The following is a 20,960-nucleotide window of genomic DNA, read 5'->3' as shown; positions in this document are numbered from 1 at the left end:
CCAGCGCCATCACCTCAACCCGAGACCGGCGCCCCCATGCCCAGGGCACGTTCCGCCGCATCGGTCGCTTCCCAACTGGTCCGGATCGCATCACTGATCCCGATCACCTCGGTCGGCGCGGCCTCGTTCGGAACCGAAAACAACGGCGGCGCCAGTGGCCGCGACGACAGCGTGATGATCGGCATCGCCAGAACCATCGGCAGGAAAACCGGGACCAGCCAAACGACCATCCCGGGCAGGAAGACCACAAGCGCCAGCAGCGCCGCCGCCCCGGTCCCGGCGATCCAGCCGCCCGCCGCCCAGGCCTCGTTCCAGGACAACCGCCCCTCACCGCGCTGATTGGCGGGCCAGCCTCCATCCCGGCCAGAGATCACCTGCAGCACTGCGCGGCTCTGATACATCAGCATCAGCGGCGCCGTCAGCGCCGAGAACAGCAGCTCCACCGCAAAGGACCTCAGCGCCTGCCGCGCGCCGCCAAAGCCCTCGGCCCGCCGGTCAAACGCCGCCTGCGCCCAGATCAGCAGCTTGGGCAGCACCAGAAGACCGATGATCCCGATCGCCAGGCCGACCACTTCCTTGGTGCGGTCGTCCGGGAAGACCGGGAACAGCTGATAGGGCAGCGGGAAATAATTCGGCCGGTGCGGCGTCAGCACCGCCAGCACCGACACGATCAGGAACATCCCCCAAAACGGTGCCGAGAGATAGGACAGGATGCCCTGCAAGAACACGAACCGGCTCCAGCCCCGGAGCCCCGGTGCGCGCAGCAGGCGGCTGTGCTGCAAGTTGCCCTGACACCAACGCCGGTCCCGGCGGGCGAAGGCCACCAGATTCTCCGGGCCCTCCTCGTACGAGCCGCGCAGATCGTCGTCGAACCGCACGATCCAGCCCATCCGCGCCAGCAGCGCCGCTTCGACATAATCATGGCTCAGCACGCTGCCCCCGAAGGGGGGTGCCCCGGACAGGGCCGGCAAGCCGCAGCTTTCGGCAAAGGCGCGCATCCGAACGATGGCGTTATGGCCCCAGAACGGCCCCGTCGGGCCCTGCATCCGGGCCAGCCCACGGGCGAAAACCGGGGCGTAGAAGGCGGCCGAGAACTGCATGGCCCGGCCGAAGAAAGACCGCCCCCCGATGATCTGCGGCAGGGTCTGCAACAGGCCGAGCTGCGGTTCCGCCTCCATCCGGCGGATCATCTCGCCGATGGTGGCCCCCTCCATCAGGCTGTCGGCATCGAGGATCACGGCGAAGTCATAGGCCCCGCCCGAGGTGCGGATGAATTCCTCGATATTGCCGGCCTTTCGGCCTTCGTTGCTGTGCCGGCGGCGATAGAAGATGCGCCCCTGCCCCGCCCGGGCCGTCAGCAACCGCGCGAACCAGAATCGTTCCCGCGCCGCCACCCCTTCGTCGCGGCTGTCCGAGAGCACCGCGAAATCCACCCAGGGCATCAGCCCCGCTGCCGCGACCGACTGATCCATCGCGGCAATGCGGGCGAAAGTGGCCACCGGATCCTCGTTACAGATCGGGATCAATACCACTGTCCTGGTCGAGGGCTGCCAATCAGGGGGGCGGACGAACCGCGGGGCCTGGCTAACCAGCCCCAGCAACGCCTGCGCCGCGCCCCATGCCAGCCAGGCGGTGGTGATCAGGATCAGCCCGGCCCGCAGCATATCAACCAGATCGAGCCCGTCCTCATAAGAGGCAAGCAGGATCAGGGCACAGGCCCCCAGGCCCATCAGCGCGGCGAAGACCAAGGCGAATCCCCGCGCCCGGCGTGTAGCCCCATCCGCGGGCAGGCGATCGGGCATCAGGGTTGCCCCTGCATCCGCCGTCCGGATCCAGGCAGCCACCGCCGGCCACGCCCCTCGACCGCCTCGATCTGCTGTTTCGGCATCGCCAGCGGCGCCAACGGTGGAGCGAAATCGACTTCATTGGGCATGATCGCCCGCGCGCCAGCCGGTGCCGTCGCCGGTTGGGCATTGCGATGTTGCATCCGGATATCGCAGTCGATCCCGGATTGCTTTCGGGTCACTTCGATTTTCATGGCCTGATCCATTGAGAAAGCCAGTTTTCAGTCAACTTGCGCCCATAGCCCTCGATCTCGGCAGAAAGCTCGATAACCGTATCCTTGGGCGCGGAGAGGTCGAAGACCAGGCGCCAGCAGGCCTGGCCCGGGATCTTCGACAAGGATTGCTGCACGATCTTGCCCTTCGACACCGTGATCACCGGTGTCAGTTCCGCATCTTCGGGCAGACGCCCCAAAAGGCCATCAGCGAAGTCGATGACGAATTTCTGACTATCGTCTTTCGCCTTCATCCCGGACACGCCACCGTGTCCGACGCGGGTTCCTTTGACCCAGGCCAGCATCGCCCCCGTATCGGGCGGCAACATGCCCCAGCTCAGCCTGTAGCTGTAATTCAGCACATCGCCCGCCCGGGTCGGCTCCGCCGGCACCCAGAAGGCGACGATATTGTCGTTGGTCTCCAGCTCGCTGGGGATTTCGACAAGGCGCACCGCGCCCTTTCCCCAATCGCCCAAAGGTTCGACCTTAAGCGACGGGCGCCGGTGATATTGCGCCTGCGCATCGAGATATCCATTCCAGTCGCGATCGCGCTGATACAGCCCGAAGGACGTCAGGTTGCCGCTGGTGAAATAAGAGCTGGCCAGTTCTGGCGGGTTCCTCAGCGGACGCCAATGCACCCGGCCGCCGGCCTCGGTGAAGGCCAGCGCCTCGCTGTCATGCACCTGCGGGCGATAATCGTCGAACTGGCCCGGGTCGTTGGCACCGAACAGATACATCGAGGTCAGCGGCGCCACCCCGAGCTGTTCGATATCGTCACGCAGGAACAGCCGCGCAGAGACCTCGACGACGGTATTCTCGCCCGGCGTGACCACGAACCGATAAGCCCCGGTCAGGGACGGGCTTTCCAAAGCGGCGAACAGCGTCACATGATCGGCGCCCGCCGCCGGCCGCTCCAGGTAGAATTCGGTAAAACGGGGAAACTCCTCCGCCCCGGAAATCCCGGTGTTCACCGCAAGGCCCCGGGCGCTCAGCCCATAGACGTTGCCCCGCCCCAGCGCGCGGAAATAGCTGGCACCGAGAAAGGCGATCAGTTCGTCAAAGGTATCGGCGCGGTTCAGCGGCGTGGACAGGCGAAAGCCGGCGACCCCCGGCAAGTGCTCATCCGCCGGCACCCGCGCGGCAAGATCACCGTGATAGAGGAAATCCGCCACGTCGAAATTCATCGGGCGCGGCTGTGCGTCGACCACCTCGAACATCTTCACCGGTTCCTGAAACAGCCAGCCCAGATGAAAGGCTTCGGCGCGGAACAGATCGGAAGGCTCCTCCTGCCAGCGGGCGCGGGCGGGGTTGAACTGAATCTGCTGATAATCGTCGTAGCTGAGCCCGGTCAGGAAGCTGTCGGCCACCGGCGTGGTCTTGTCCGGCGTCTCGGCCCGGAGACGCATCCGTTCGGCCAGTGATTCGAAATCGAAGGGTGGCTGCGTCTCCTGCGGCGCGACGGCAGTGTCCGCCGCCTCGGGACCGTCGGCCCCGGGCATGCCTTCCTGCGCCACGGCCCTGATCGGCAAGGCGGCAGCGGTCATAAAAACAGCGCTTGCCGACAGACCGCCGAGCAAGCGGCGTCGATCCGTGCGGCAGGCGGACATCACAGACAGCGGAACAGGGTTCGGCATCGGCATGAGTAACGGTATCTTCCAAAGACCTCGACCAGTCACGCTGTATATAAGCTCTTCTCGGGAAGCGCACGATATTTGCGCTGCAGAAATCTAATTTATCCCTTAAAATCGGGGGGTTCCGATGAATCTGCCACAGTTGACCGGCGGAAATATGCCGCCGCAGCGAAAAACTGTGCAATTCTGCATCAACATACTGAAATCAAGATTGAATTCTGCAAATTTGCGAAGCCGCATAAAGTGGCTCTGCCACATGACCGGGACGGGTCGTGGCGTCATTCCGGCATAACTCCGCCGACGTCGTGCCCCGGGGCGGCCCCGGCCGTCCCCCCGGGCCGATTGCCTCCGCCCCGATAACGTCAGCGCCCTCAAAATAACGTCGCGTGACGGGGCTTGCTCTCCCCCCGGCCGAGCCGTTCTATCGCGCGACAGGATGAGAGGAGAGCCGAAATGCCCGATATCGCCACCGAGGCAGACATTATTAATCTGTCAGCGACCGACCCCGCCACATTGGGTTGGCCTCAGACCAGCTATGATCTGCTGCGCCGCGCCGCCGAACAGCATGGCGCCCGACCGGCGCTGACTTTCCTGCCCGACCCGGCGCATTTCGAGCGCTTCACCCGCTGGAGCTTTGCCGACCTGCTGGCCGAGGTGACCCGCGCCGCCAACCTGTTCCACGGCGATGGAATCGGCCGCGGCGATGTTGTGGCCTATTGCCTGCCCAACCTGCCCGAGACTCACTTCGCGCTATGGGGGGCCGAAACCGCAGGTGTCGCGCTGGCCATCAACCCGGCCCTCGCCGCCCGCCAGATCGCCGCCCTTCTCGGCTCGGGTCAGGCCAGGCTGTTGGTGACCACCGATGCGATCTGGCGCACGCTGGCGGCCGAACCCGGCCTGGCCGAACGGCTTGCCCGCGTCTACCTTGTCGATGGCAGAGAAACCGTCAGCACCGATGCCCGGGTGCGGAATTTCCAAGCTGCCCTGGCAGAACAGCCCGGCGACCGGCTGCTGGCGCCGCCGCCACGAGGAGAGGACGACAGTTCATTCTTCTGCACCGGCGGCACCACCGGCGCGCCCAAGATCGCCCGCCGCCGCCACAGCGGCGAAACCGGCAATTCGATGATGACCGCCGCCGTCCTGGGCGAACATCTGAGCAAAGACAGCGTCTTCCTCTGCGGCCTGCCGATGTTCCATGTCAACGCCATCGCCGTCACCGGCCTGCTGCCCTGGTCCGCCGGCGCCGAAGTGATCCTGGCCAGCCCGGCAGGATATCGCGACCTGGGGCTGATCGACAATTTCTGGCGAATCATCGAACGGTTCCGCGTCAGCTTCTTCAGCGGCGTGCCGACGCTCTACGCGATGCTGCTGGAACGCCCGATCGGAGACGCCGATATCAGCTCTCTCGACAGCGCCATCTGCGGCGCCGCGCCGATGCCGACCGAGCTGTTCCGCCGGTTCGAGGCCGCCACCGGCGTCAATATCCTCGAAGGATATGGCCTGACCGAAAGCGGTTGCGTCGCAGCGCTGAACCCGATCGGCGGCGAACGCCGGATCGGGTCGATCGGGCTGCGACTGCCCTGGCAGGACCTGTTGATCGCCGAAGTCGACAGCGACGGCCACTATATCCGCGACTGTGCCGCCGGAGAGGTCGGCGCGGTGTTGCTGAAGGGGCTGAACGTGTTTCTCGGCTATGTCGACGAGGATCACAACAAGGGGCTCTGGGTGGAACGTGACGGCGCCTTGTGGATGAACACCGGAGATCTGGGCCGGATGGATACCGAAGGCTATGTCTGGCTGACCGGCCGCAAGAAAGAGCTGATCATTCGCGGTGGTCACAACATCGACCCCGCTCTGATCGAAGAGGCGCTGAACGCCCATCCAGACATCGCCATGGCCGCCGCCGTGCCGCGCCCCGATCAGCATTCGGGCGAAGTGCCGGTCGCCTATGTCCAGCTTCGCGATGGCGCCGAGGTCAGTCCCGAGGAGCTGTCCGCCCATGCCGCCCGCGCGGTTCCCGAACGTGCCGCCATCCCCAAGGCGATCCGCGTGGTCGACGCGCTGCCCCAGACCGCTGTCGGCAAGCTGTTCAAGCCCGATCTGGTGATGCGCGAGATCGCCGACGTGATCCGGACCGAGGCGAAGCTGGCCGGCCTTGATCTGAGTGAGATCACGGTGAAACAGGTGCCCGGGCGCGGATATGTCGCTTATCTGAGCGGGGCCGAGAACGAAGACCGCCTGCATGCCTGCCTGTCGGGCTTTGCCTTCGGGGTCGAGATCGCATAGCGCAACCGTCTGTCCGGGGCGACTGGCCACTCACCGACCCCGGGCAGATCATCGAACCCGCCCCGCGCCCGATGACATTCGGGCGCCGCGTGATGCAATTGAGGACAGATATTACCGCCGACGGGAAAAATCCGGCCTGAAGTGACAAGATCGCCATGCCGCCTCTGGCGTCGTTAAAGGCCGCCGGCTAAAGGGGCGCAGCGCCTTTTCGGTGTATCCTGAACCACGAAAGATCCCGTCATGACCGATATCATCCGCAAACATACCAACGACCGCATGAGCCAGCTCGTCATTCATGGCGACACTGTCTATCTGGCCGGCCAAGTCGCCAATCCCGGCGCCAGCGTCACCGAACAGGCCAAGGGCTGCCTGGAGCAGGTCGACGCCCTTCTGGCCGAGGCCGGCACCGACAAGACCCGCATCCTGCAAGCGGTGATCTGGCTGGACGACATGGCCGATTTCGCCGAAATGAATGCCGTCTGGGACGCTTGGGTGCCCGCCGGCTCCGGCCCGGCACGCGCCTGTGGCGAAGCCAAGCTGGCCACCCCGGACTATAAGGTCGAATTCATCATCACCGCTGCGAAATAATCGCGCGCGCCTGTGGCGCAAGTTCTGACGGCCCGGCGCGCTGCCCGCGCGCCGGGTCTTTTCGTCTGCGCCGCGCGGCCTGGTCCGGACCCGCGCAGGTCGAGCCCTGGCCCATTCGCGCAGGAACATCCGATAACACGGCCGGCCTTGCCGTTGCGGCGCGGCGTGTCGGGCCGGTGCTGTCGATGCTGCTGATCGTGGCGCTGCCGGTTACTTTGGTGACCACCTTCTGGCCGGCGCTGTGGCTGACCATCCCGCGCCTGCTGGGGTTGATGTAGGGGCCGGTCCACCCGGCCCCCATCCCGTCAGGCGGCCGTCATGGCGCGTTGCAACAGCAGCTCGACCGGAGCATCGGGGCCCAGCGTGCCGAAGGCCAGCCCATGTTCGCCACCAATGCGCGAACGACAGAATTCGGCGGCAATCGCCGGATCGGCCGATTTCAGCAGGATCGAGGCCTGCAGCATCAGCGCCGCGCGTTCGACCACCTGGCGGCTGCGGAACTCCAGCGTCGCCACATCCTCGAAGGACTGTGCTAGCCGGCCCAGTTCGGCATCGTAATGCGCGTCCTTGCCCTTGGCGCTGAGCAGTTCGGCAAACAGCGCCTCGCGGGTTTCCGGTTCCTTCTTCAATGCGCGGAGCACATCGAGGCACTGCACGTTGCCGCTGCCTTCCCAGATCGAATTGAGCGGCGCCTGACGATAGAGCCGCGGCATCATGGTCTCTTCGACATAGCCGATGCCGCCCAGGCATTCCTGCGCCTCGTTCACCATCGGCGGCGTGCGCTTGCAGATCCAGTATTTGCCGATCGCGGTGGCGATACGGGCAAGCGCCGCCTCGTGATCGTCACGCGGAGCGGAATCGATGGCGCGTGCCACCCGCAGGGTCAAGGCGATGGCGGCCTCGACCTCCAGCGCCAGATCGGCCAGCACGTTGCGCATCAGCGGCTGATCCACCAGCAGCTTGCCGAAGGCCTTGCGGTGGCGAGTGTGGTGCATCGCCTGCACCAGCGCCTGACGCATCTGCGACGACGATCCGATCATGCAGTCGAGCCGGGTCAGCGCCACCATTTCCAGAATGGTGACGATGCCGCGCCCCTCTTCGCCCACCAGCTCGCCCCGGGCGCCCTGAAACTCGACTTCGGAGGAAGCGTTGGACCAATCGCCCAGCTTGTCCTTCAGCCGCTGCACCTCGACCGCATTGCGGCTGCCGTCGGGCAGGATGCGCGGGATCAGGAAACAGCTCAGCCCGCCCTCGGCCTGGGCCAGCACCAGATGCGCGTCGCACATCGGCGCCGAGAAAAACCACTTGTGGCCGACGATGGCATAGCTGCCATCCTCCTGCCGGATGGCGCGGGTGGTATTGGCACGCACGTCCGATCCGCCCTGTTTTTCGGTCATGCCCATGCCGATGGTGCAGCCGGCCTTTTCCTCCATCGGGATCGGGCGCGGATCGTAATCGGGCGAGATCAGCTTGGGGATCCATTTCTCGGCCAATTCGGGGCTGTGACGCAGCGCAGGGATCGCCGCATAGGTCATCGACATCGGGCAACCGGTGCCGGCATCGGCCTGCGAGCCGATATACATCACCGCCGCACGGGCCACATGGGCACCGGCACGGTTGGCATTGCGCCAGGCAAATCCGTTCATGCCGAACTGCATGGAAGCCCGCATCAGATCATGATAGGCTGGATGAAACTCCACCTCGTCAATCCGGCGGCCATAGCGATCGAAGGAACGCAGTTTGGGCTTATTTTCATTCGCGGCATAACCAGCGTCCAGCAGATCGCTGCCGGCGCGGGCACCGTATTCGCTCAGGTGATCGGCGGCCCAGCCCCCGCCTTCGCGTTCCACCGCCTCGCGCAGGGGGGTATCCACCTCCCAGACGTTATAGTCCCTCAGCGGGGTTGGCTGGTTCTGCACATCGTGCGTCATGAACTGTTCGGTGATTGACATGTTTTCCTCCTCTTGCCAGCAGGCGCTCCGGCTTAGATAATCATTACTCATGATATCAGAAAATATCAATTCGTGTAATATGGGTTCCGACAACGAACCGCTGAATGCCCGGCCGCTGATCCTGCGGCTGCTGACGGTGGTTGATGGCGGTATTCTGAGCGTGGCCGAAGCGGTGCGCGCCTGTGCGCTGTTCGACATCTCGGAAAACAATGTGCGGGTGACATTGGCACGGCTGACCCAGTCGGGCCGGACGGAAAGCATCGACCGCGGGCTCTACCGGCTGGGACCGAACGGCCGCCAGCTTGGGGCAGATGTCGCCGCCTGGCGCAGTGCCGAAGACCGCCTGACCGACTGGTCCGGACGGTGGATCGCGACGGCAACCGGCGGGCTGCCCCGCAGCGATCGCAAGGCGCTGCGCGCCCGCGCCCGGGCGCTGTCGATGCTGGGGATGCGCGAGCTGGACCATGGGCTGTATCTGCGGCCCGACAATCTTCTGGGCGGGGTCGCGGCGGTGCGCGACCGGCTGATCGCACTAGGCTTGGGGCCCGAGGCCGCAGTGTTCCGCGCCAGCGGCTTCGATCCGGACCGCGAGGCCCGCGCCCTATCGCTCTGGCATCCCGACACGTCGGAAGAAAGCTATCGCGACGGCGCCGCGCGGCTGACCCGATGGTTGTACCGACAGGCCGAAGGTCTGCCACTGGAGCAAGCCGCGCGGGAAAGCTACCTCCTGGGCGACGCGGCCATCCGGCGGATCGTCTTCGACCCCATGCTGCCCGCACCGCTGGCGGACGAGGCGGCGCGGCACGCCTATATCGACACCGCCAAGCGCTTTGACGATACCGGACGGGCGATCTGGGCAGATTTCCTGGCGGAGGCCCGGGGGTGACCCACGCAACCGGCCCGGTACGGGCAGCACCAAAGCCCACCAAGGTGATGCTCAACATCTTTTCTTTTTGTTGAATACACATTATGCTCAACAATGAATAAAATTGTTGAGCACATTCAATGCAGCGCCACTCCCCGATCGCCCATGCCGCCTATCACGATCTACTGCGCCTGCTGAAGGACGAGGCCGCCAGCACGCTACGGGGCACGCCGACGCCCCTGGTCCGCAACGGCAGGACCTATTGGTACGACAGCTATCGCATCGGCACTGCGGTCAAGAAGACCTATATCGGCGAAGACAGCGATGAGCTGCGGCACCGGCTGGAACAGGCCCGTGCGCTCAGGGCCGAAGCCGCAGAGCGCCGCGCAGCGCGCAGCCGGCTGGTGCGATTGTTACGGGCCGAAGGTTTTCTGAGCACCGATCAGGCCACCGGCAGCTTGCTCTATGCCATGGCCCGCGCCGGGGCCTTCCGGCTGGGCGGCACGGTCGTGGGCACCCATGCCTTCCGGCTGTATGAGGGCGAGCTGGGCGTGCGCTTCGCCTTCGACGACACCGCGCAGACGGGCGATCTGGATATCGCCAGTTTCGAACGGCTGTCACTGGCGCTGGACGACCGGGCCGATCCGCCACTGGCCGAAGTGCTGTCAGAGTTCCGGTTCGACCCGGTGCCGGCGCTGGACAATCGGCAGGCCTGGCGCTGGAGCCAGTCCAAAAGCGGCACCCTGGTCGAATTTCTCACCCCGGCGTTCGGACAGGAGGAACTGCGGCCATTGGCGGCACTGAACGTGCGGGCCCAGGCGCTGCATTACCTGAATTACCTGATCGCCGAACCGATCCCCGCCGCGGCACTCTATCGCTCGGGCGTTCTGGTGCAAATCCCCCGCCCCGAACGGTTTGCCATCCACAAGCTGATTGTCTCGACCCGTCGGCTGGGCGGCGACGCGCTGAAAGCAGAAAAGGACCGCCGCCAGGCGCATTTCCTGATCGACATTCTGGCCGAGGATCGCCCAGATGAGCTGCTGGAGGCCTATGAGGACGCCCGCGCCCGCGGCCCGCGATGGGCCGCCCGGCTGGAACAGGCGCTGACCCGCCAGCCCGATCTGCGCGCCCGGCTGGAGGCGCTTTAGCCCCCTGCCCTGCCCCGCAGCGTCAGGACAATCAAATTCCCCTGCTGTCCTGCGCCCCGTTCACGAAATGGCGGCGATGACGTCGCCCCCGTCGGGGGAAGCAAGCAAACCGGCAAGGCCTGTCCCCGACAGAGGGCTGCCGGCATCACCGCATCACCGGGGGCACAGGCGATCGCGAATGCCGGTTTTCTGACCACCCCGCGCCCTGAGACCCCAAGCAGGCCACCCCCGCCCGGTTCCGATCTGGCCGTCGCCGCCCGTCTTCGGATAGGCTCGGACGCAACAGCAAGAACGGATGGCGGGATGCCCGGATTTCGATACAGCCTTGGCGGAGAAACCTTCCGGTTCGACGACCTCAGAACGCTGCTGGCGCGGGCAACGCCGCTCAGGTCCGGCGATCAGCTTGCCGGTCTCGCTGCCGGGACCGAGGTGGAGCGCGTCGCCGCCCAGGTGGCGCTGGCCGACCTGCCGCTCAGGGTGTTTCTGAGCGAAACCGTGGTGCCTTATGAGAAAGACGAGGTCAGCAGGCTGATCCTCGACAACCACGACGCCGCAGCCTTCGCCCTGGTGGCACATATGACAGTGGGAGATCTGCGCGATTTCCTGCTGTCGGACGCCGCCGACAGCGCCATGCTGACGGCGCTGGCCCCCGGGCTCACCCCCGAAATGGTGGCGGCGCTATCCAAGATCTGCCGGGTGCAGGACCTGATCCTGATCGCCCAGAAATGCCGGGTGGTGACCCGGTTCCGCAATACCATCGGCTTGGAAAAGCGGCTGTCGACCCGGCTGCAACCGAATCATCCGACCGACGATGCCCGCGGCATCGCGGCCTCGATCTTCGACGGTCTGATGTATGGCTCTGGCGATGCGGTGATCGGGATCAACCCCGCCTCGGACAATGTCGCCACGTTGATCGATCTGCTGCACATGCTCGACGCGGTGATCGCCGAAAACGAGATCCCGACGCAATCCTGCGTGCTGGCCCATGTCACCACCACCCTGCAGGCGATCGAGCAGGGCGCACCGGTAGATCTGACCTTTCAGTCGATCGCCGGAACCGAGGCAGCCAACAAATCCTTTGGCATATCGCTGGCCCTGCTGGCCGAGGCGCATCAGGCCACGCTGGCGCTGAACCGCGGCACGCTCGGGCAGAACGTGATGTATTTCGAGACCGGCCAGGGATCGGCGCTGTCGGCGGGGGCACATCACGGCGTCGATCAGCAGACGCTCGAGGCGCGCGCCTATGGGGTGGCCCGGGCCTTTGATCCGCTGCTGGTCAACACGGTGGTGGGCTTCATCGGGCCGGAATACCTGTTCGACGGCCGGCAGATCATCCGCGCCGGGCTTGAGGATCACTTCTGCGGCAAGCTTCTGGGCGTACCGATGGGCTGTGACATCTGTTACACCAACCACGCCGAGGCGGATCAGAACGATATGGACATCCTGCTGACCCTTCTGGGGGCGGCCGGGATCAATTTCATCATGGGGATCCCCGGATCGGACGATGTGATGCTGAACTATCAGACCACCTCTTTCCATGACGCGCTTTATGCCCGGCGAGTACTGGGCCTGCGCCCGGCGCCGGAGTTCGAGGCCTGGCTGGACCGGATCGGCATCATGGCGGCGGACGGGACATTCGCCCCCAATCCGCTGCCGCCGGGGGAGCTGTCGCACACCGTACTGAGGCTGGGCCGGGCATGAGCAAGACCGAGCTTCCCGACGATCGCAGCGCCGACCAATGGGCCGGGCTCAGACGGCTGACCCCGGCGCGGATCGCCCTGGGGCGGGCGGGCGTGTCGGTAACGACGGCACGGCATCTGGACTTCCAGATCGCCCATGCGCAGGCGCGCACGGCGGTGCATTCGGCGCTGGACGTCGACCGGCTGCGCCAGGATCTGGGGACGGAGGGTCAAGACGCCTTGCAGGTCTGCAGCCAGGCGCCGGATCGCGCCACCTATCTGCAACGTCCGGATCTGGGCCGTCTGCTGGCGCCCAGGACCTATGAGATGCTGCAATCGCACCGGCCCGACCATCAGCCGGATGTCGCCATCGTTTTGGCCGACGGGCTATCTGCCCTGGCCACCCAGACCTCGGCGCCGCCCTTCCTTGCGGCGCTCTGGCCGCTCATCAGGGCGGCAGGGCTGTCCCCTGCCCCTCTGGTGATCGCGACCCAGGCACGTGTCGCCATCGGCGACGAGATCGCCCAGGCGCTTGGCGCCAGAATGGCGCTGGTGCTGATCGGCGAACGACCCGGCCTGTCGGCGGCTGACAGCCTGGGGCTCTATCTGACCTGGGCGCCGCGCGTCGGCAGCACCGATGCCGACCGCAATTGCATTTCGAATATCCGCCCCGGCGGGCTGGGCGCCGATGACGCGGCGCATCGGGCGATCTACCTATTGCGCGAGGCAGCGCGGCTGAAACTCTCCGGTGTCGACCTGAAGGACCGGACCGAAACCATCGCCGCCCCTCCAGCGCCCGGGGCGCTGAGCTGACCCGGAAGGTTCAGAGCATTTCCGAAATCTGCCGGGCGGTCTGGCGCACCTTTTCAATCAACGCGGCATCCGGTTGCAGTTGCAATTCGTGCCCGGAAAGGTTGATCGCAGCGACATAATCGCCATGACGCGACACCAGCGGCGCCGCGATGGAAAACGTGCCGGTCGCCAGATGCGAACGTTGCGCAACATAGCCACGCTTGCGATCCTCGACCAGCAAAGCCTTGAGTGCCGACAATGTCGCCGGCGCCGCCTCGGTCATCGGGGCGAAGCGATATCCGGCAAACCGGCGATCCAGCTCCGCCTCGTCCAGATCGCTCAGCAGCACCCGGCCCATGGTGGTCGAAACCGCCGGCAGGCGCGACCCCACCGGCACATTCGACACCATCGAACGATCCGACAGCGCGCGATAGACATAGACGATCTCGGTCCCCTCCAGGACCGAGACATGCACGGTAAAGCCGGTTTCGTTCCTGAGCCGATCCGCCAAGGGCCGCGCGATGTCATAGACATCGAGCGATTTGACATAGCCATAGCCCAGATCCATCACCCGCGGCGCCAGCCGATAGCTGTTCTCGTGCCGCGCCAGATAGCCTTCCCGTTCCAGCGTGATGACGAAACGATAGGCGGCGGAACTGGTGACGCCAATAGCCTCGGCAATCTCGCTCAGCGTCATCTCGGGATGACGAGGGTCGAAGCATTCGAGAATGCGCAGACCGCGCACCAGAGAGTTTGAGCGATACGCGGGGTCCTTGGCCATTCAGCTTGTCTTGTCCCTTCAGGTCGCGCGATTGGCCAGCCGCTCGGCAACCCGCGCCATGGCATCGGCATAATCGCGGAGAATACGCACCTCTTCCGGGTGCTGGCCGGCGGTAACCACGCGGCGGCCCCGCACGCAGACGTCGCCGACATGGAAGCCCCGGCCAGCAAAGACGTGGAAGTCGAGCGCTGCTTCCGGGTCAATCGGGGCCATTGCCCCCGGCTCGGGGCTGGTCAGCTCAACGAAATTGGCAGCACCGCCCACGGTCAACGCACCTTCGGGCCGGCCCGCGGCCCGCGCCCCGCCAAGCGCCGCGCGCGTCCAAAGGTTCGCGGCCACATGCGGCTGATCCGGTGCGGCCAGAACGTTCCGCTGCCGGTCGCGCAGGCGCTGGCTGTATTCCAGTTGCTGCAACTCGGTTGCGGCGGACACGGCGATGTTGGAATCCGATCCGATGCCGAACTGCCCACCCTGCGCCAGATAATCCGCAGCCCGGAAGATGCCATCGCCCAGGTTGGCCTCGGTCATCGGGCAAAGCCCGACGGTGGCGCCCGAAGCGGCGATCTGCGTGACCTCCGCATCAGTCAGATGCGTGGCGTGGATCAGGCACCATTTGTCATCGACCGGGGCGATGTCGAACAACTGTTCCACCGGCCGGCGACCGTTATAGGCCAGCGAATCCTCGATCTCTTTCATCTGTTCGGCGACATGGATATGCACCGGACAGCCGGGCAGCAGATCGTCGCGCAGCGCCATCAGCGCGGTCATCTCGGCCTCGGTTACCGCGCGCAGCGAATGCGGCGCGATGCCCAGCCGATGCCCCTTGGCCTCGGCCACCGGCTTCAGCGCCCGCAGCATCTGGGCATAGCCGTCCAGATCCTGAATGAACCGCCGTTGCCCATCTGTCGGGGCCAGACCGCCAAAGTTCGAATGAGCATAGAAGACCGGCAGATGGGTCAGGCTGATGCCGGTCGCCTCTGCCGCCTCGAAGATCGCCAGCGACAGTTCTTCCCGCCGGGCATAGGCGGAGCCATCCAGATCGTTGTGGACATAGTGGAATTCCACGATACCGGTATAGCCGCCCTTCAGCAGGTCGAGATACAGCCGCGCCGCGATCGCCTGCATGTCCTCGGGGCTGAGGGTGAGGGCGAAGAAATACATGATGTCGCGCCAGGACCAAAAGCTGTCCACCGGGTTGCGGCGCACTTCGGACAGGCCGGCCATTGCATATTGGAACGCATGGCTGTGCAGGTCGGTAATGCCCGGAACCACCGGGTTGTCATAGACGGCAAAGCCCTGCGGATTGTCATCCTCGACCAGCGCGGCGATGGTGCCATCGGCGGCGAAGGTGGCCGAGAGATTGCGCCGCCAGCCCTCGGGTGTCAGCGCCAGGCGGAAATGCGCGCCATCCAGCGCGCCTTGAGGCAAAGTGGTCATTATCGTTTCCTTACTGCGGGCGATAGGCGGCCATCACCGCCACCAGCGCACTCAGCGCCTGTTTCAGCCGGTCGGCCTTTTCCGGGACATAAGTCCAGGGGCTTTGTTCCAGCATGTAATTGTCCTGCGCGATCTCGATCTGCAGGGCATGAACGTTTTCCGAAGGCTGGCCATAGTGACGGGTGATGAACCCGCCCTTGAACCGGCCATCGCGCACCGCGCTGAAACCGCTGGCCCTGAGCGCCTCGAAAGCCGCATCGCTCAGGTCCTGCGCGGCGCTGGCGCCCGAGTTGGTGCCAAGGTTCAGGTCGGGCAACCGTCCGTCGAACAGGCGCGGCACGTGGCTGCGAATCGAATGGACGTCAAGCAGCAGGCAATAACCATGGGCTGCGCGGATTCGCTCTATTTCACCGGCCAGCGCCGCGTGATAGGGCGTCCAAACTTCGTCAATACGGGCCTGGCGATCGGCCTCGTTGGGCTCCTGGCCCGGGAGGTAGAGCGGGTTGCCGTCGAAGTCGATGGTCGAGATCAGCCCGGTGGTCGCCCCGGCATAAAGCGGCAGGTCATCCGCCGGCCGGTTCAGGTCGGCGACATAGCGCGAGGGCTTGGCGCAAAGCAGGCTGGCGCCCTCGGGCAGGATGTCGCGAGCGATCCGGTCCATGTGCCAATCGGTGTCGCAGAGGTCCAACGCCTCGGGCCGCAACCGGGCGCGAAGCGTGTCGGGCAAAAAGGTGCCGGCATGGGGAACGTTCAACAGCAGCGGCGTGGTGCCGCAGCTCCGATCGAAGAGGGGAATATCGCCGAAATTTCCCATAGACAGCCCTTTCACATTTGAAAACCAATATTGACATGCGAAAACATACCGTCAAGATCGTTTCATCCGACCCTCTGCCCTGTCGCGCCTTCCGGCCCGGCCGGACCGGGGGCGATAACCTTGCAACAAGGAGAAGACCATGACCATTTCTCGGCGCCAGTTTCTGGGCACCACCGCCGCGGCCACGCTGGCGGGGATCGTCTCGGCCCCCGCTTTCGCGGCCAGCCGTACCTTCTTTGGCATCGCCACCGGCGGCACCGGCGGCACCTATTATCCGCTGGGCGGGATGCTGGCTCAGCTGATTTCGAACACCGCGGAACTGCCCGATACCAAGATCTCGGCCACTGCGGAAACCGGCAACGCCTCGGTCGCCAACGCACAGCTCCTGGGCCGTGGCGAGATCGAATCGGCCTTTGCCGCCGCCGATATCCTGGATGCCGCCTATAATGGCAAGAATCAGTTCGACGGCACCGCGCTGACCAACCTGCGGGCCATCGGCGCCCTCTATCCGGAAACCGTGCAACTGGTGGTACGGGCCGACAGCGGCATCAAGGAATTCGCTGATCTGAAGGGCAAGTCGATCTCCTCCGGGTCGCCGGGGTCGGGCCAATGGCAACTGCTGGGCGACCTGCTGGAAGCCCACGGCATGAGCCGCGATGACGTGTCCGAGGATTATTCGTCCTTCGCGCAGTCGGTCGACAAGATCAAGGACGGCAACCTCGATGCCTCGCTGATCACCGCCGGCCTGCCGACCTCTTCGGTCATCGACCTGGCCAACGGCCACGACATCGCCATCGTGCCGCTGCACGGGCCGGCAATTGCCAAGCTGCAGGAAACCCAACCCTATTATGCCAGCGCGGTAATCCCCGCCGGCAGCTACAAGGGTGTCGATTCCGACGTGGAAACCCTGGCCGTGCGCGCCATCTGGGCAACCCATGCCGAAGTGCCGGACGATCTGATCTATGCGGTGACCAAGGCGCTGTACGAAAACACCGAAACGCTCGGCAAAGTGCACCCGATGGGCAAGCAAATCTCGTTGGAAACGGCACTGGAAAGCGTGTCGATCCCGGTGCACCCGGGCGCCGCGAAATACTACGCCGAAAAGGGCATCTCCAAGTAATGACCCTGCGCAGACAACTGCGTCAGGGCGGGATGGCGGCCTTGGTCGCTGTCCCGCTCCTCACCTCTCCGGCACGCGCTGGAGAGGTCTGGCTCTGCCTGACCGAAACCCGGGGCGACGGCCATGAGGTCGCCCGCCTGCCAGCTGGTCCGGACGGCGCCTTTGCCCTCAGCTTCATTCATTCGGTATCCCGCACCCCGGTGACCGATACCTATCACGTCGTCGATGGTCAGATCATCCAGACCTCCGAAGTGTTTCAGGCCCATGGTGCCGGGCTGCCCTCGATCGCCAATGACATGGAGGCGACAGGCTGGCGTCATGAGGAAGGAAAGTTCATAATCGAGCTTGACCGTCCCACCGGCCCGATCCCGCTGCGCATCCAGGCGCAATTCAAGAATACACTGCATACCGCTGATACAGACTTGCCCTTGGCGCGCTTGGGTTATAACGCCCTGACCCTTGCCCCCTGTGACGAGGAGAGACCCTATTGACCAATACCCCACCGCGCGATCATACCGCCGCACAGCCTGACCACGACTATTCCGCAGACGAACTGGAGGCCCTGGTCCGGGAATATGACTCCGAGTCGAATTTCCGCCGGCTGGTCGGGCCGACGGCGATCTTCGTCACCATCGCCTCGGTCATCCTGTCGCTGTTTCACGTCTATACAGCCGGCTTCGGGCTGCTGAACGAGGTGATGCACCGCACCATCCACCTGACGTTCGTGATGGGGCTGATCTTTCTGGTGTTCCCGCGCAAACGGGCGCAGCCGACCCCACGGCTCTGGGTCGACTCGCTGCTTTTCGCGGCCTTCTACCTCTACATCCTCTACGATCTTGTGCAGGCGCTGCCGCCCAGCGGGTTGAAGACCGGCTTCACCGTGGTGATGCTGATCCTGATCGCCCTGACCCTGCCGTTCAACCGCAAGGGCGCCAACCCCGAAAAGGTGGCCCTGCGCGACTGGATCTTCGCCGCCTTCGGTGCCGGCTTCTCGGCCTATCTGGCGATCTTCTTCAAACACATTTTCATCGACAATGTCGGAAACCCGCCTGAGCCGGTCTATATGATGGGTCTCGTCGCCATCATCATGACGCTCGAGGCCACGCGGCGCACCATGGGCTCGACGCTTGCCTATATCGGCGTCGCCTGTCTGCTCTATGCGCTGGTCGGCCCCTATCTGCCAGGTATCCTGGCGCATCGCGGCTATTCGATCACCCGCATCGTCAACCACCTGTTCGTCGGCACAGAAGGCATCTATGGCGTCGCTGTCGGCGTGGTCGCCACCTATGTGTTCCACTTCGTGCTGTTCGGCATCCTCGCGCAGATGAGCGGTCTGGGCCAGCTCTTCATCGACCTGGCCACTATCATCGCCGGCCGCGCTTCGGGCGGTTCGGCCAAGGTTTCGGTGGTCTCCTCCGGTTTCTTCGGGATGATCTCCGGCTCGCCCATCGCCAACACGGTGACCACCGGCGCCTTCACCATTCCCTTGATGAAGAAATCCGGATTTTCCGGGCGTTTCGCCGGCGCTGTCGAGGCCTCGGCCTCCTGCGGTGGCCAGGTGACACCGCCGATCATGGGCGCTTCGGCCTTCGTGATGACCGAGATGCTGGGCATCCCCTATAACGAGCTGATCCTGATCGCCATCGTGCCTGCGGCCTTCCACTATATCGCCATCCTGCTGATGGTGCATCTGGAAGCCAAGAAGCTGGGGCTGAAGGGGCTGTCCAAGGACAAGATCCCGCAGTTCGGTGCGGTGCTGGCGAAATCCTGGCACCTGTTCATCCCGTTGGGGGTCATGGTGGCGATGCTGTTGATGCAATACACGCCCTTCCTCGCCGCCTTCTGGGGCATCATCCTGACCATCGTCTTCTCCTATGTGCCGCTCCTTATGCGGATGCTGGGCAATACAACGATGGACACCTCCACCGTGTTGACGCCGCCGCGTCTGGTGCAGGGGTTCGAGGATGGCGCCAAATTCGCGCTGGCCATCGGCGCCGCCTGTGCCTGCGTCGGCTTCCTTCTTGGGATGACCACGCTGACCGGCCTGGGCTTCAAGTTCTCCGCCGCAGTGGTGCAACTGGCGCATGACCTCGCCACCTTCGTGATCGGCATGGATTTCACCGGCATGCTGTCGGAAAACGGCCTGGCGCTGTTCTTCGGGCTGATCTTCGTCGCCATCGCCTGCATCGTGATGGGCGCCGGCATCCCCACCACGCCGACCTATATCATCCTGGCCTCGATCGCAGCGCCGGCGCTGATGGAATTCGGCGTACCGCTGATCGCCACGCACTTCTTCGTCTTCTACTTCGGGGTGCTGGCCGATGTGACGCCACCGGTGGCATTGGCCGCCTATGCCGCCGCCGGCCTGGCGCGCAGCGAACCGATGACAACGGGGACGACGGCATTCCGCCTGTCGATGGGCAAGGCACTGGTGCCCTTCATGTTCGTCTATGCACCAAGCCTGCTGTTCGTCGATTTCACCCCGGTTGAATTCGTCACCGCGCTGCTGTCCGGGTTGCTGGGTGTTCTGGCGCTGTCCTCGGCCTATATCGGCTGGTTCCGCCAGAACCTGTTTCTGTGGCACAAGATCGCTCTGACGGTGGGCGGGTTGTTCCTGATCTCGACCAACTGGATCGCCATCACCATCGGGGCCGTCCTGGTGCTGGCGGTGCTGGCCCGGCCGATGCCGCGGGCAACCCCGGCCTGATTGCCCGGGCACAGGACACCGAACAGGACCTGAAACCAAAAGCGGCCTGCCGGGACACCGGCAGGCCGCTTGCTTGTCAAATGCGCCCGGCCTGTCGGCCGGGCGCGGCTGTGATCAATATTCGACGACGGCGCGGATCGACTTGCCTTCATGCATCAGTTCGAACCCGTGGTTGATCTCCTCAAGCTTCAGCTTGTGGGTGATCATCGGGTCGATCTCGATCTTGCCGTCCATGTACCAATCGACGAATTTCGGCACATCGGTACGGCCCTTGGCGCCGCCGAAGGCGGTGCCCTTCCAGACCCGGCCGGTGACCAGCTGGAACGGGCGGGTCGAGATCTCGGCCCCCGAAGGCGCAACCCCGATCACCACCGACACCCCCCAGCCCCGGTGCGAACATTCCAGCGCATCCCGCATCACCTGCACGTTGCCGGTGGCGTCGAAGGAATAATCCACCCCGCCGATCTGATCGGCGCCGCGCTTGGTCAGATCGACGATCTGCTGCACCACCGGCACGTCCGATTTCGACGGGTTGACGAAATGCGTCATGCCGAACTTCTTCGCCATCTCGGCCTTGTCGTCGTTCAGATCGACACCGATGATCATGTCGCAGCCGGCCATCCGCAGCCCCTGGATCACATTGAGCCCGATGCCGCCCAGACCGAACACCGCCGCGGTCGAGCCGATCTCGACGCCCGCGGTATTGATCACCGCGCCGATGCCGGTGGTCACGCCACAGCCGATATAACAAATCTTGTCGAAGGGCGCGTCCTCGCGCACCTTGGCCAGCGCGATCTCCGGCATCACCGTGTGATTGGCGAAGGTCGAACAGCCCATGTAGTGATAGATCGGCGTGCCATCGAGCATCGAGAACCGCGTCGTGCCGTCGGGCATCAGCCCCTGGCCCTGGGTGTTGCGGATCGCGGTGCACAGGTTGGTCTTGCCACTGAGGCAGGACGGGCATTCACGGCATTCCGGCGTATAAAGCGGGATCACGTGATCGCCGGGCTTCAGCGTGGTCACGCCCTCGCCCACCTCGATCACCACGCCGGCGCCCTCATGGCCGAGGATGCAGGGGAAGATGCCTTCCGGGTCGGCGCCCGA

17 protein-coding genes are annotated in these 20,960 nt (G+C 64.8%); 9 read left to right on the top strand and 8 right to left on the bottom strand.

Annotated features, from left to right (window positions below):
* Positions 1–14: 14 nt before the first annotated feature.
* The 3 genes from mdoH to G455_RS0116130 are packed head-to-tail and all read right to left on the bottom strand — an operon-like array spanning position 15 to position 3,600.
* Positions 15–1,802, bottom strand: coding sequence for a glucans biosynthesis glucosyltransferase MdoH (mdoH, locus tag G455_RS24390; protein ID WP_051312572.1), 1,788 nt, complete (start codon positions 1,800–1,802; stop codon positions 15–17).
* On the bottom strand, positions 1,802–2,038 hold the full coding sequence (locus G455_RS0116135) for a hypothetical protein (protein ID WP_154664407.1): 237 nt from the start codon (positions 2,036–2,038) through the stop codon (positions 1,802–1,804). The genes mdoH and G455_RS0116135 overlap by 1 nt, the downstream gene beginning before the upstream one ends.
* A complete protein-coding gene (locus G455_RS0116130) occupies positions 2,035–3,600 on the bottom strand; it encodes a glucan biosynthesis protein (protein ID WP_229861819.1) in 1,566 nt (521 codons plus the stop codon). Before G455_RS0116130 ends, G455_RS0116135 begins: the two co-directional genes overlap by 4 nt.
* Before the next feature lie 540 nt (positions 3,601–4,140).
* Here G455_RS0116130 and G455_RS0116125 point away from each other — a divergent pair.
* Both G455_RS0116125 and G455_RS0116120 read left to right on the top strand, forming a co-directional pair.
* Positions 4,141–5,973: an acyl-CoA synthetase gene (locus G455_RS0116125; RefSeq protein ID WP_028094641.1), complete on the top strand. Its 1,833-nt coding sequence runs from the start codon at positions 4,141–4,143 to the stop codon at positions 5,971–5,973.
* A gap of 240 nt (positions 5,974–6,213) precedes the next feature.
* Positions 6,214–6,561, top strand: a complete 348-nt coding sequence (locus G455_RS0116120) for a RidA family protein (protein ID WP_028094640.1) — start codon at positions 6,214–6,216, stop codon at positions 6,559–6,561.
* A 305-nt stretch (positions 6,562–6,866) separates the two neighbouring features.
* On the opposite strand, the gene G455_RS0116110 is transcribed toward G455_RS0116120, so the two are convergent.
* A complete protein-coding gene (locus G455_RS0116110) occupies positions 6,867–8,513 on the bottom strand; it encodes an isovaleryl-CoA dehydrogenase (protein WP_028094639.1) in 1,647 nt (548 codons plus the stop codon).
* A 79-nt stretch (positions 8,514–8,592) separates the two neighbouring features.
* On the opposite strand from G455_RS0116110, the gene G455_RS0116105 reads away from it, so the two are divergent.
* From G455_RS0116105 to eutC, 4 genes are all read left to right on the top strand, one after another.
* Complete coding sequence (locus G455_RS0116105) at positions 8,593–9,399, top strand: PaaX family transcriptional regulator C-terminal domain-containing protein (RefSeq protein ID WP_028094638.1); 807 nt, start codon at positions 8,593–8,595, stop codon at positions 9,397–9,399.
* Positions 9,400–9,518: 119 nt separating this feature from the next.
* Positions 9,519–10,526 carry a nucleotidyltransferase family protein gene (locus G455_RS0116100; RefSeq protein WP_028094637.1) on the top strand — a complete coding sequence of 336 codons (1,008 nt, stop codon included), beginning with the start codon at positions 9,519–9,521 and terminating at the stop codon, positions 10,524–10,526.
* A 303-nt stretch (positions 10,527–10,829) separates the two neighbouring features.
* Positions 10,830–12,227, top strand: a complete 1,398-nt coding sequence (locus G455_RS0116095; protein WP_028094636.1) for an ethanolamine ammonia-lyase subunit EutB — start codon at positions 10,830–10,832, stop codon at positions 12,225–12,227.
* A complete protein-coding gene (eutC, locus tag G455_RS0116090; protein ID WP_028094635.1) occupies positions 12,224–13,018 on the top strand; it encodes an ethanolamine ammonia-lyase subunit EutC in 795 nt (264 codons plus the stop codon). The genes G455_RS0116095 and eutC overlap by 4 nt, the downstream gene beginning before the upstream one ends.
* 10 nt (positions 13,019–13,028) lie before the next feature.
* Here the strand turns inward: eutC and G455_RS24385 are convergent, their stop codons facing one another.
* From G455_RS24385 to hutG, 3 genes are read right to left on the bottom strand one after another with little or no spacing between them, the layout of a single operon-like run.
* Entirely contained in the window at positions 13,029–13,778 is a 750-nt protein-coding gene (locus G455_RS24385; protein WP_035366902.1) for an IclR family transcriptional regulator, read from the bottom strand.
* A gap of 18 nt (positions 13,779–13,796) precedes the next feature.
* On the bottom strand, positions 13,797–15,215 hold the full coding sequence (locus G455_RS24380; RefSeq protein WP_051312571.1) for a formimidoylglutamate deiminase: 1,419 nt from the start codon (positions 15,213–15,215) through the stop codon (positions 13,797–13,799).
* A gap of 10 nt (positions 15,216–15,225) precedes the next feature.
* Entirely contained in the window at positions 15,226–16,029 is an 804-nt protein-coding gene (gene hutG / locus G455_RS0116075) for an N-formylglutamate deformylase (protein ID WP_035366901.1), read from the bottom strand.
* 139 nt (positions 16,030–16,168) lie between these two features.
* Here hutG and G455_RS0116070 point away from each other — a divergent pair, with 139 nt between their 5' ends.
* The 3 genes from G455_RS0116070 to G455_RS24370 are packed head-to-tail and all read left to right on the top strand — an operon-like array spanning position 16,169 to position 19,856.
* A complete protein-coding gene (locus G455_RS0116070; protein WP_028094633.1) occupies positions 16,169–17,149 on the top strand; it encodes a TAXI family TRAP transporter solute-binding subunit in 981 nt (326 codons plus the stop codon).
* Positions 17,149–17,640: a DUF1850 domain-containing protein gene (locus G455_RS25700; protein ID WP_051312570.1), complete on the top strand. Its 492-nt coding sequence runs from the start codon at positions 17,149–17,151 to the stop codon at positions 17,638–17,640. Before G455_RS0116070 ends, G455_RS25700 begins: the two co-directional genes overlap by 1 nt.
* On the top strand, positions 17,637–19,856 hold the full coding sequence (locus tag G455_RS24370; RefSeq protein WP_051312569.1) for a TRAP transporter permease: 2,220 nt from the start codon (positions 17,637–17,639) through the stop codon (positions 19,854–19,856). The genes G455_RS25700 and G455_RS24370 overlap by 4 nt, the downstream gene beginning before the upstream one ends.
* Positions 19,857–19,970: 114 nt before the next feature.
* On the opposite strand, the gene G455_RS0116055 is transcribed toward G455_RS24370, so the two are convergent.
* Positions 19,971–20,960 (bottom strand): zinc-binding dehydrogenase (locus tag G455_RS0116055; RefSeq protein WP_028093344.1); only part of this gene is annotated, 990 nt, incomplete at its 5' end.

It is taken from the genome of Pseudodonghicola xiamenensis DSM 18339, assembly GCF_000429365.1.
GTDB classification, from domain to species: domain Bacteria; phylum Pseudomonadota; class Alphaproteobacteria; order Rhodobacterales; family Rhodobacteraceae; genus Pseudodonghicola; species Pseudodonghicola xiamenensis.
This window is presented reverse-complemented; position numbering and strand designations above follow the sequence as displayed.

What these genes read in the sequence shown, in the direction of transcription:
- mdoH (WP_051312572.1), bottom strand. Translation starts at nt 1,802, where the DNA reads ATGCCCGATCGCCTGCCCGCGGATGGGGCTACACGCCGGGCGCGGGGA.
- G455_RS0116135 (WP_154664407.1), bottom strand. Translation starts at nt 2,038, where the DNA reads ATGAAAATCGAAGTGACCCGAAAGCAATCCGGGATCGACTGCGATATC.
- G455_RS0116130 (WP_229861819.1), bottom strand. Translation starts at nt 3,600, where the DNA reads ATGACCGCTGCCGCCTTGCCGATCAGGGCCGTGGCGCAGGAAGGCATG.
- G455_RS0116125 (WP_028094641.1), top strand. Translation starts at nt 4,141, where the DNA reads ATGCCCGATATCGCCACCGAGGCAGACATTATTAATCTGTCAGCGACC.
- G455_RS0116120 (WP_028094640.1), top strand. Translation starts at nt 6,214, where the DNA reads ATGACCGATATCATCCGCAAACATACCAACGACCGCATGAGCCAGCTC.
- G455_RS0116110 (WP_028094639.1), bottom strand. Translation starts at nt 8,513, where the DNA reads ATGTCAATCACCGAACAGTTCATGACGCACGATGTGCAGAACCAGCCA.
- G455_RS0116105 (WP_028094638.1), top strand. Translation starts at nt 8,593, where the DNA reads ATGGGTTCCGACAACGAACCGCTGAATGCCCGGCCGCTGATCCTGCGG.
- G455_RS0116100 (WP_028094637.1), top strand. Translation starts at nt 9,519, where the DNA reads ATGCAGCGCCACTCCCCGATCGCCCATGCCGCCTATCACGATCTACTG.
- G455_RS0116095 (WP_028094636.1), top strand. Translation starts at nt 10,830, where the DNA reads ATGCCCGGATTTCGATACAGCCTTGGCGGAGAAACCTTCCGGTTCGAC.
- eutC (WP_028094635.1), top strand. Translation starts at nt 12,224, where the DNA reads ATGAGCAAGACCGAGCTTCCCGACGATCGCAGCGCCGACCAATGGGCC.
- G455_RS24385 (WP_035366902.1), bottom strand. Translation starts at nt 13,778, where the DNA reads ATGGCCAAGGACCCCGCGTATCGCTCAAACTCTCTGGTGCGCGGTCTG.
- G455_RS24380 (WP_051312571.1), bottom strand. Translation starts at nt 15,215, where the DNA reads ATGACCACTTTGCCTCAAGGCGCGCTGGATGGCGCGCATTTCCGCCTG.
- hutG (WP_035366901.1), bottom strand. Translation starts at nt 16,029, where the DNA reads ATGGGAAATTTCGGCGATATTCCCCTCTTCGATCGGAGCTGCGGCACC.
- G455_RS0116070 (WP_028094633.1), top strand. Translation starts at nt 16,169, where the DNA reads ATGACCATTTCTCGGCGCCAGTTTCTGGGCACCACCGCCGCGGCCACG.
- G455_RS25700 (WP_051312570.1), top strand. Translation starts at nt 17,149, where the DNA reads ATGACCCTGCGCAGACAACTGCGTCAGGGCGGGATGGCGGCCTTGGTC.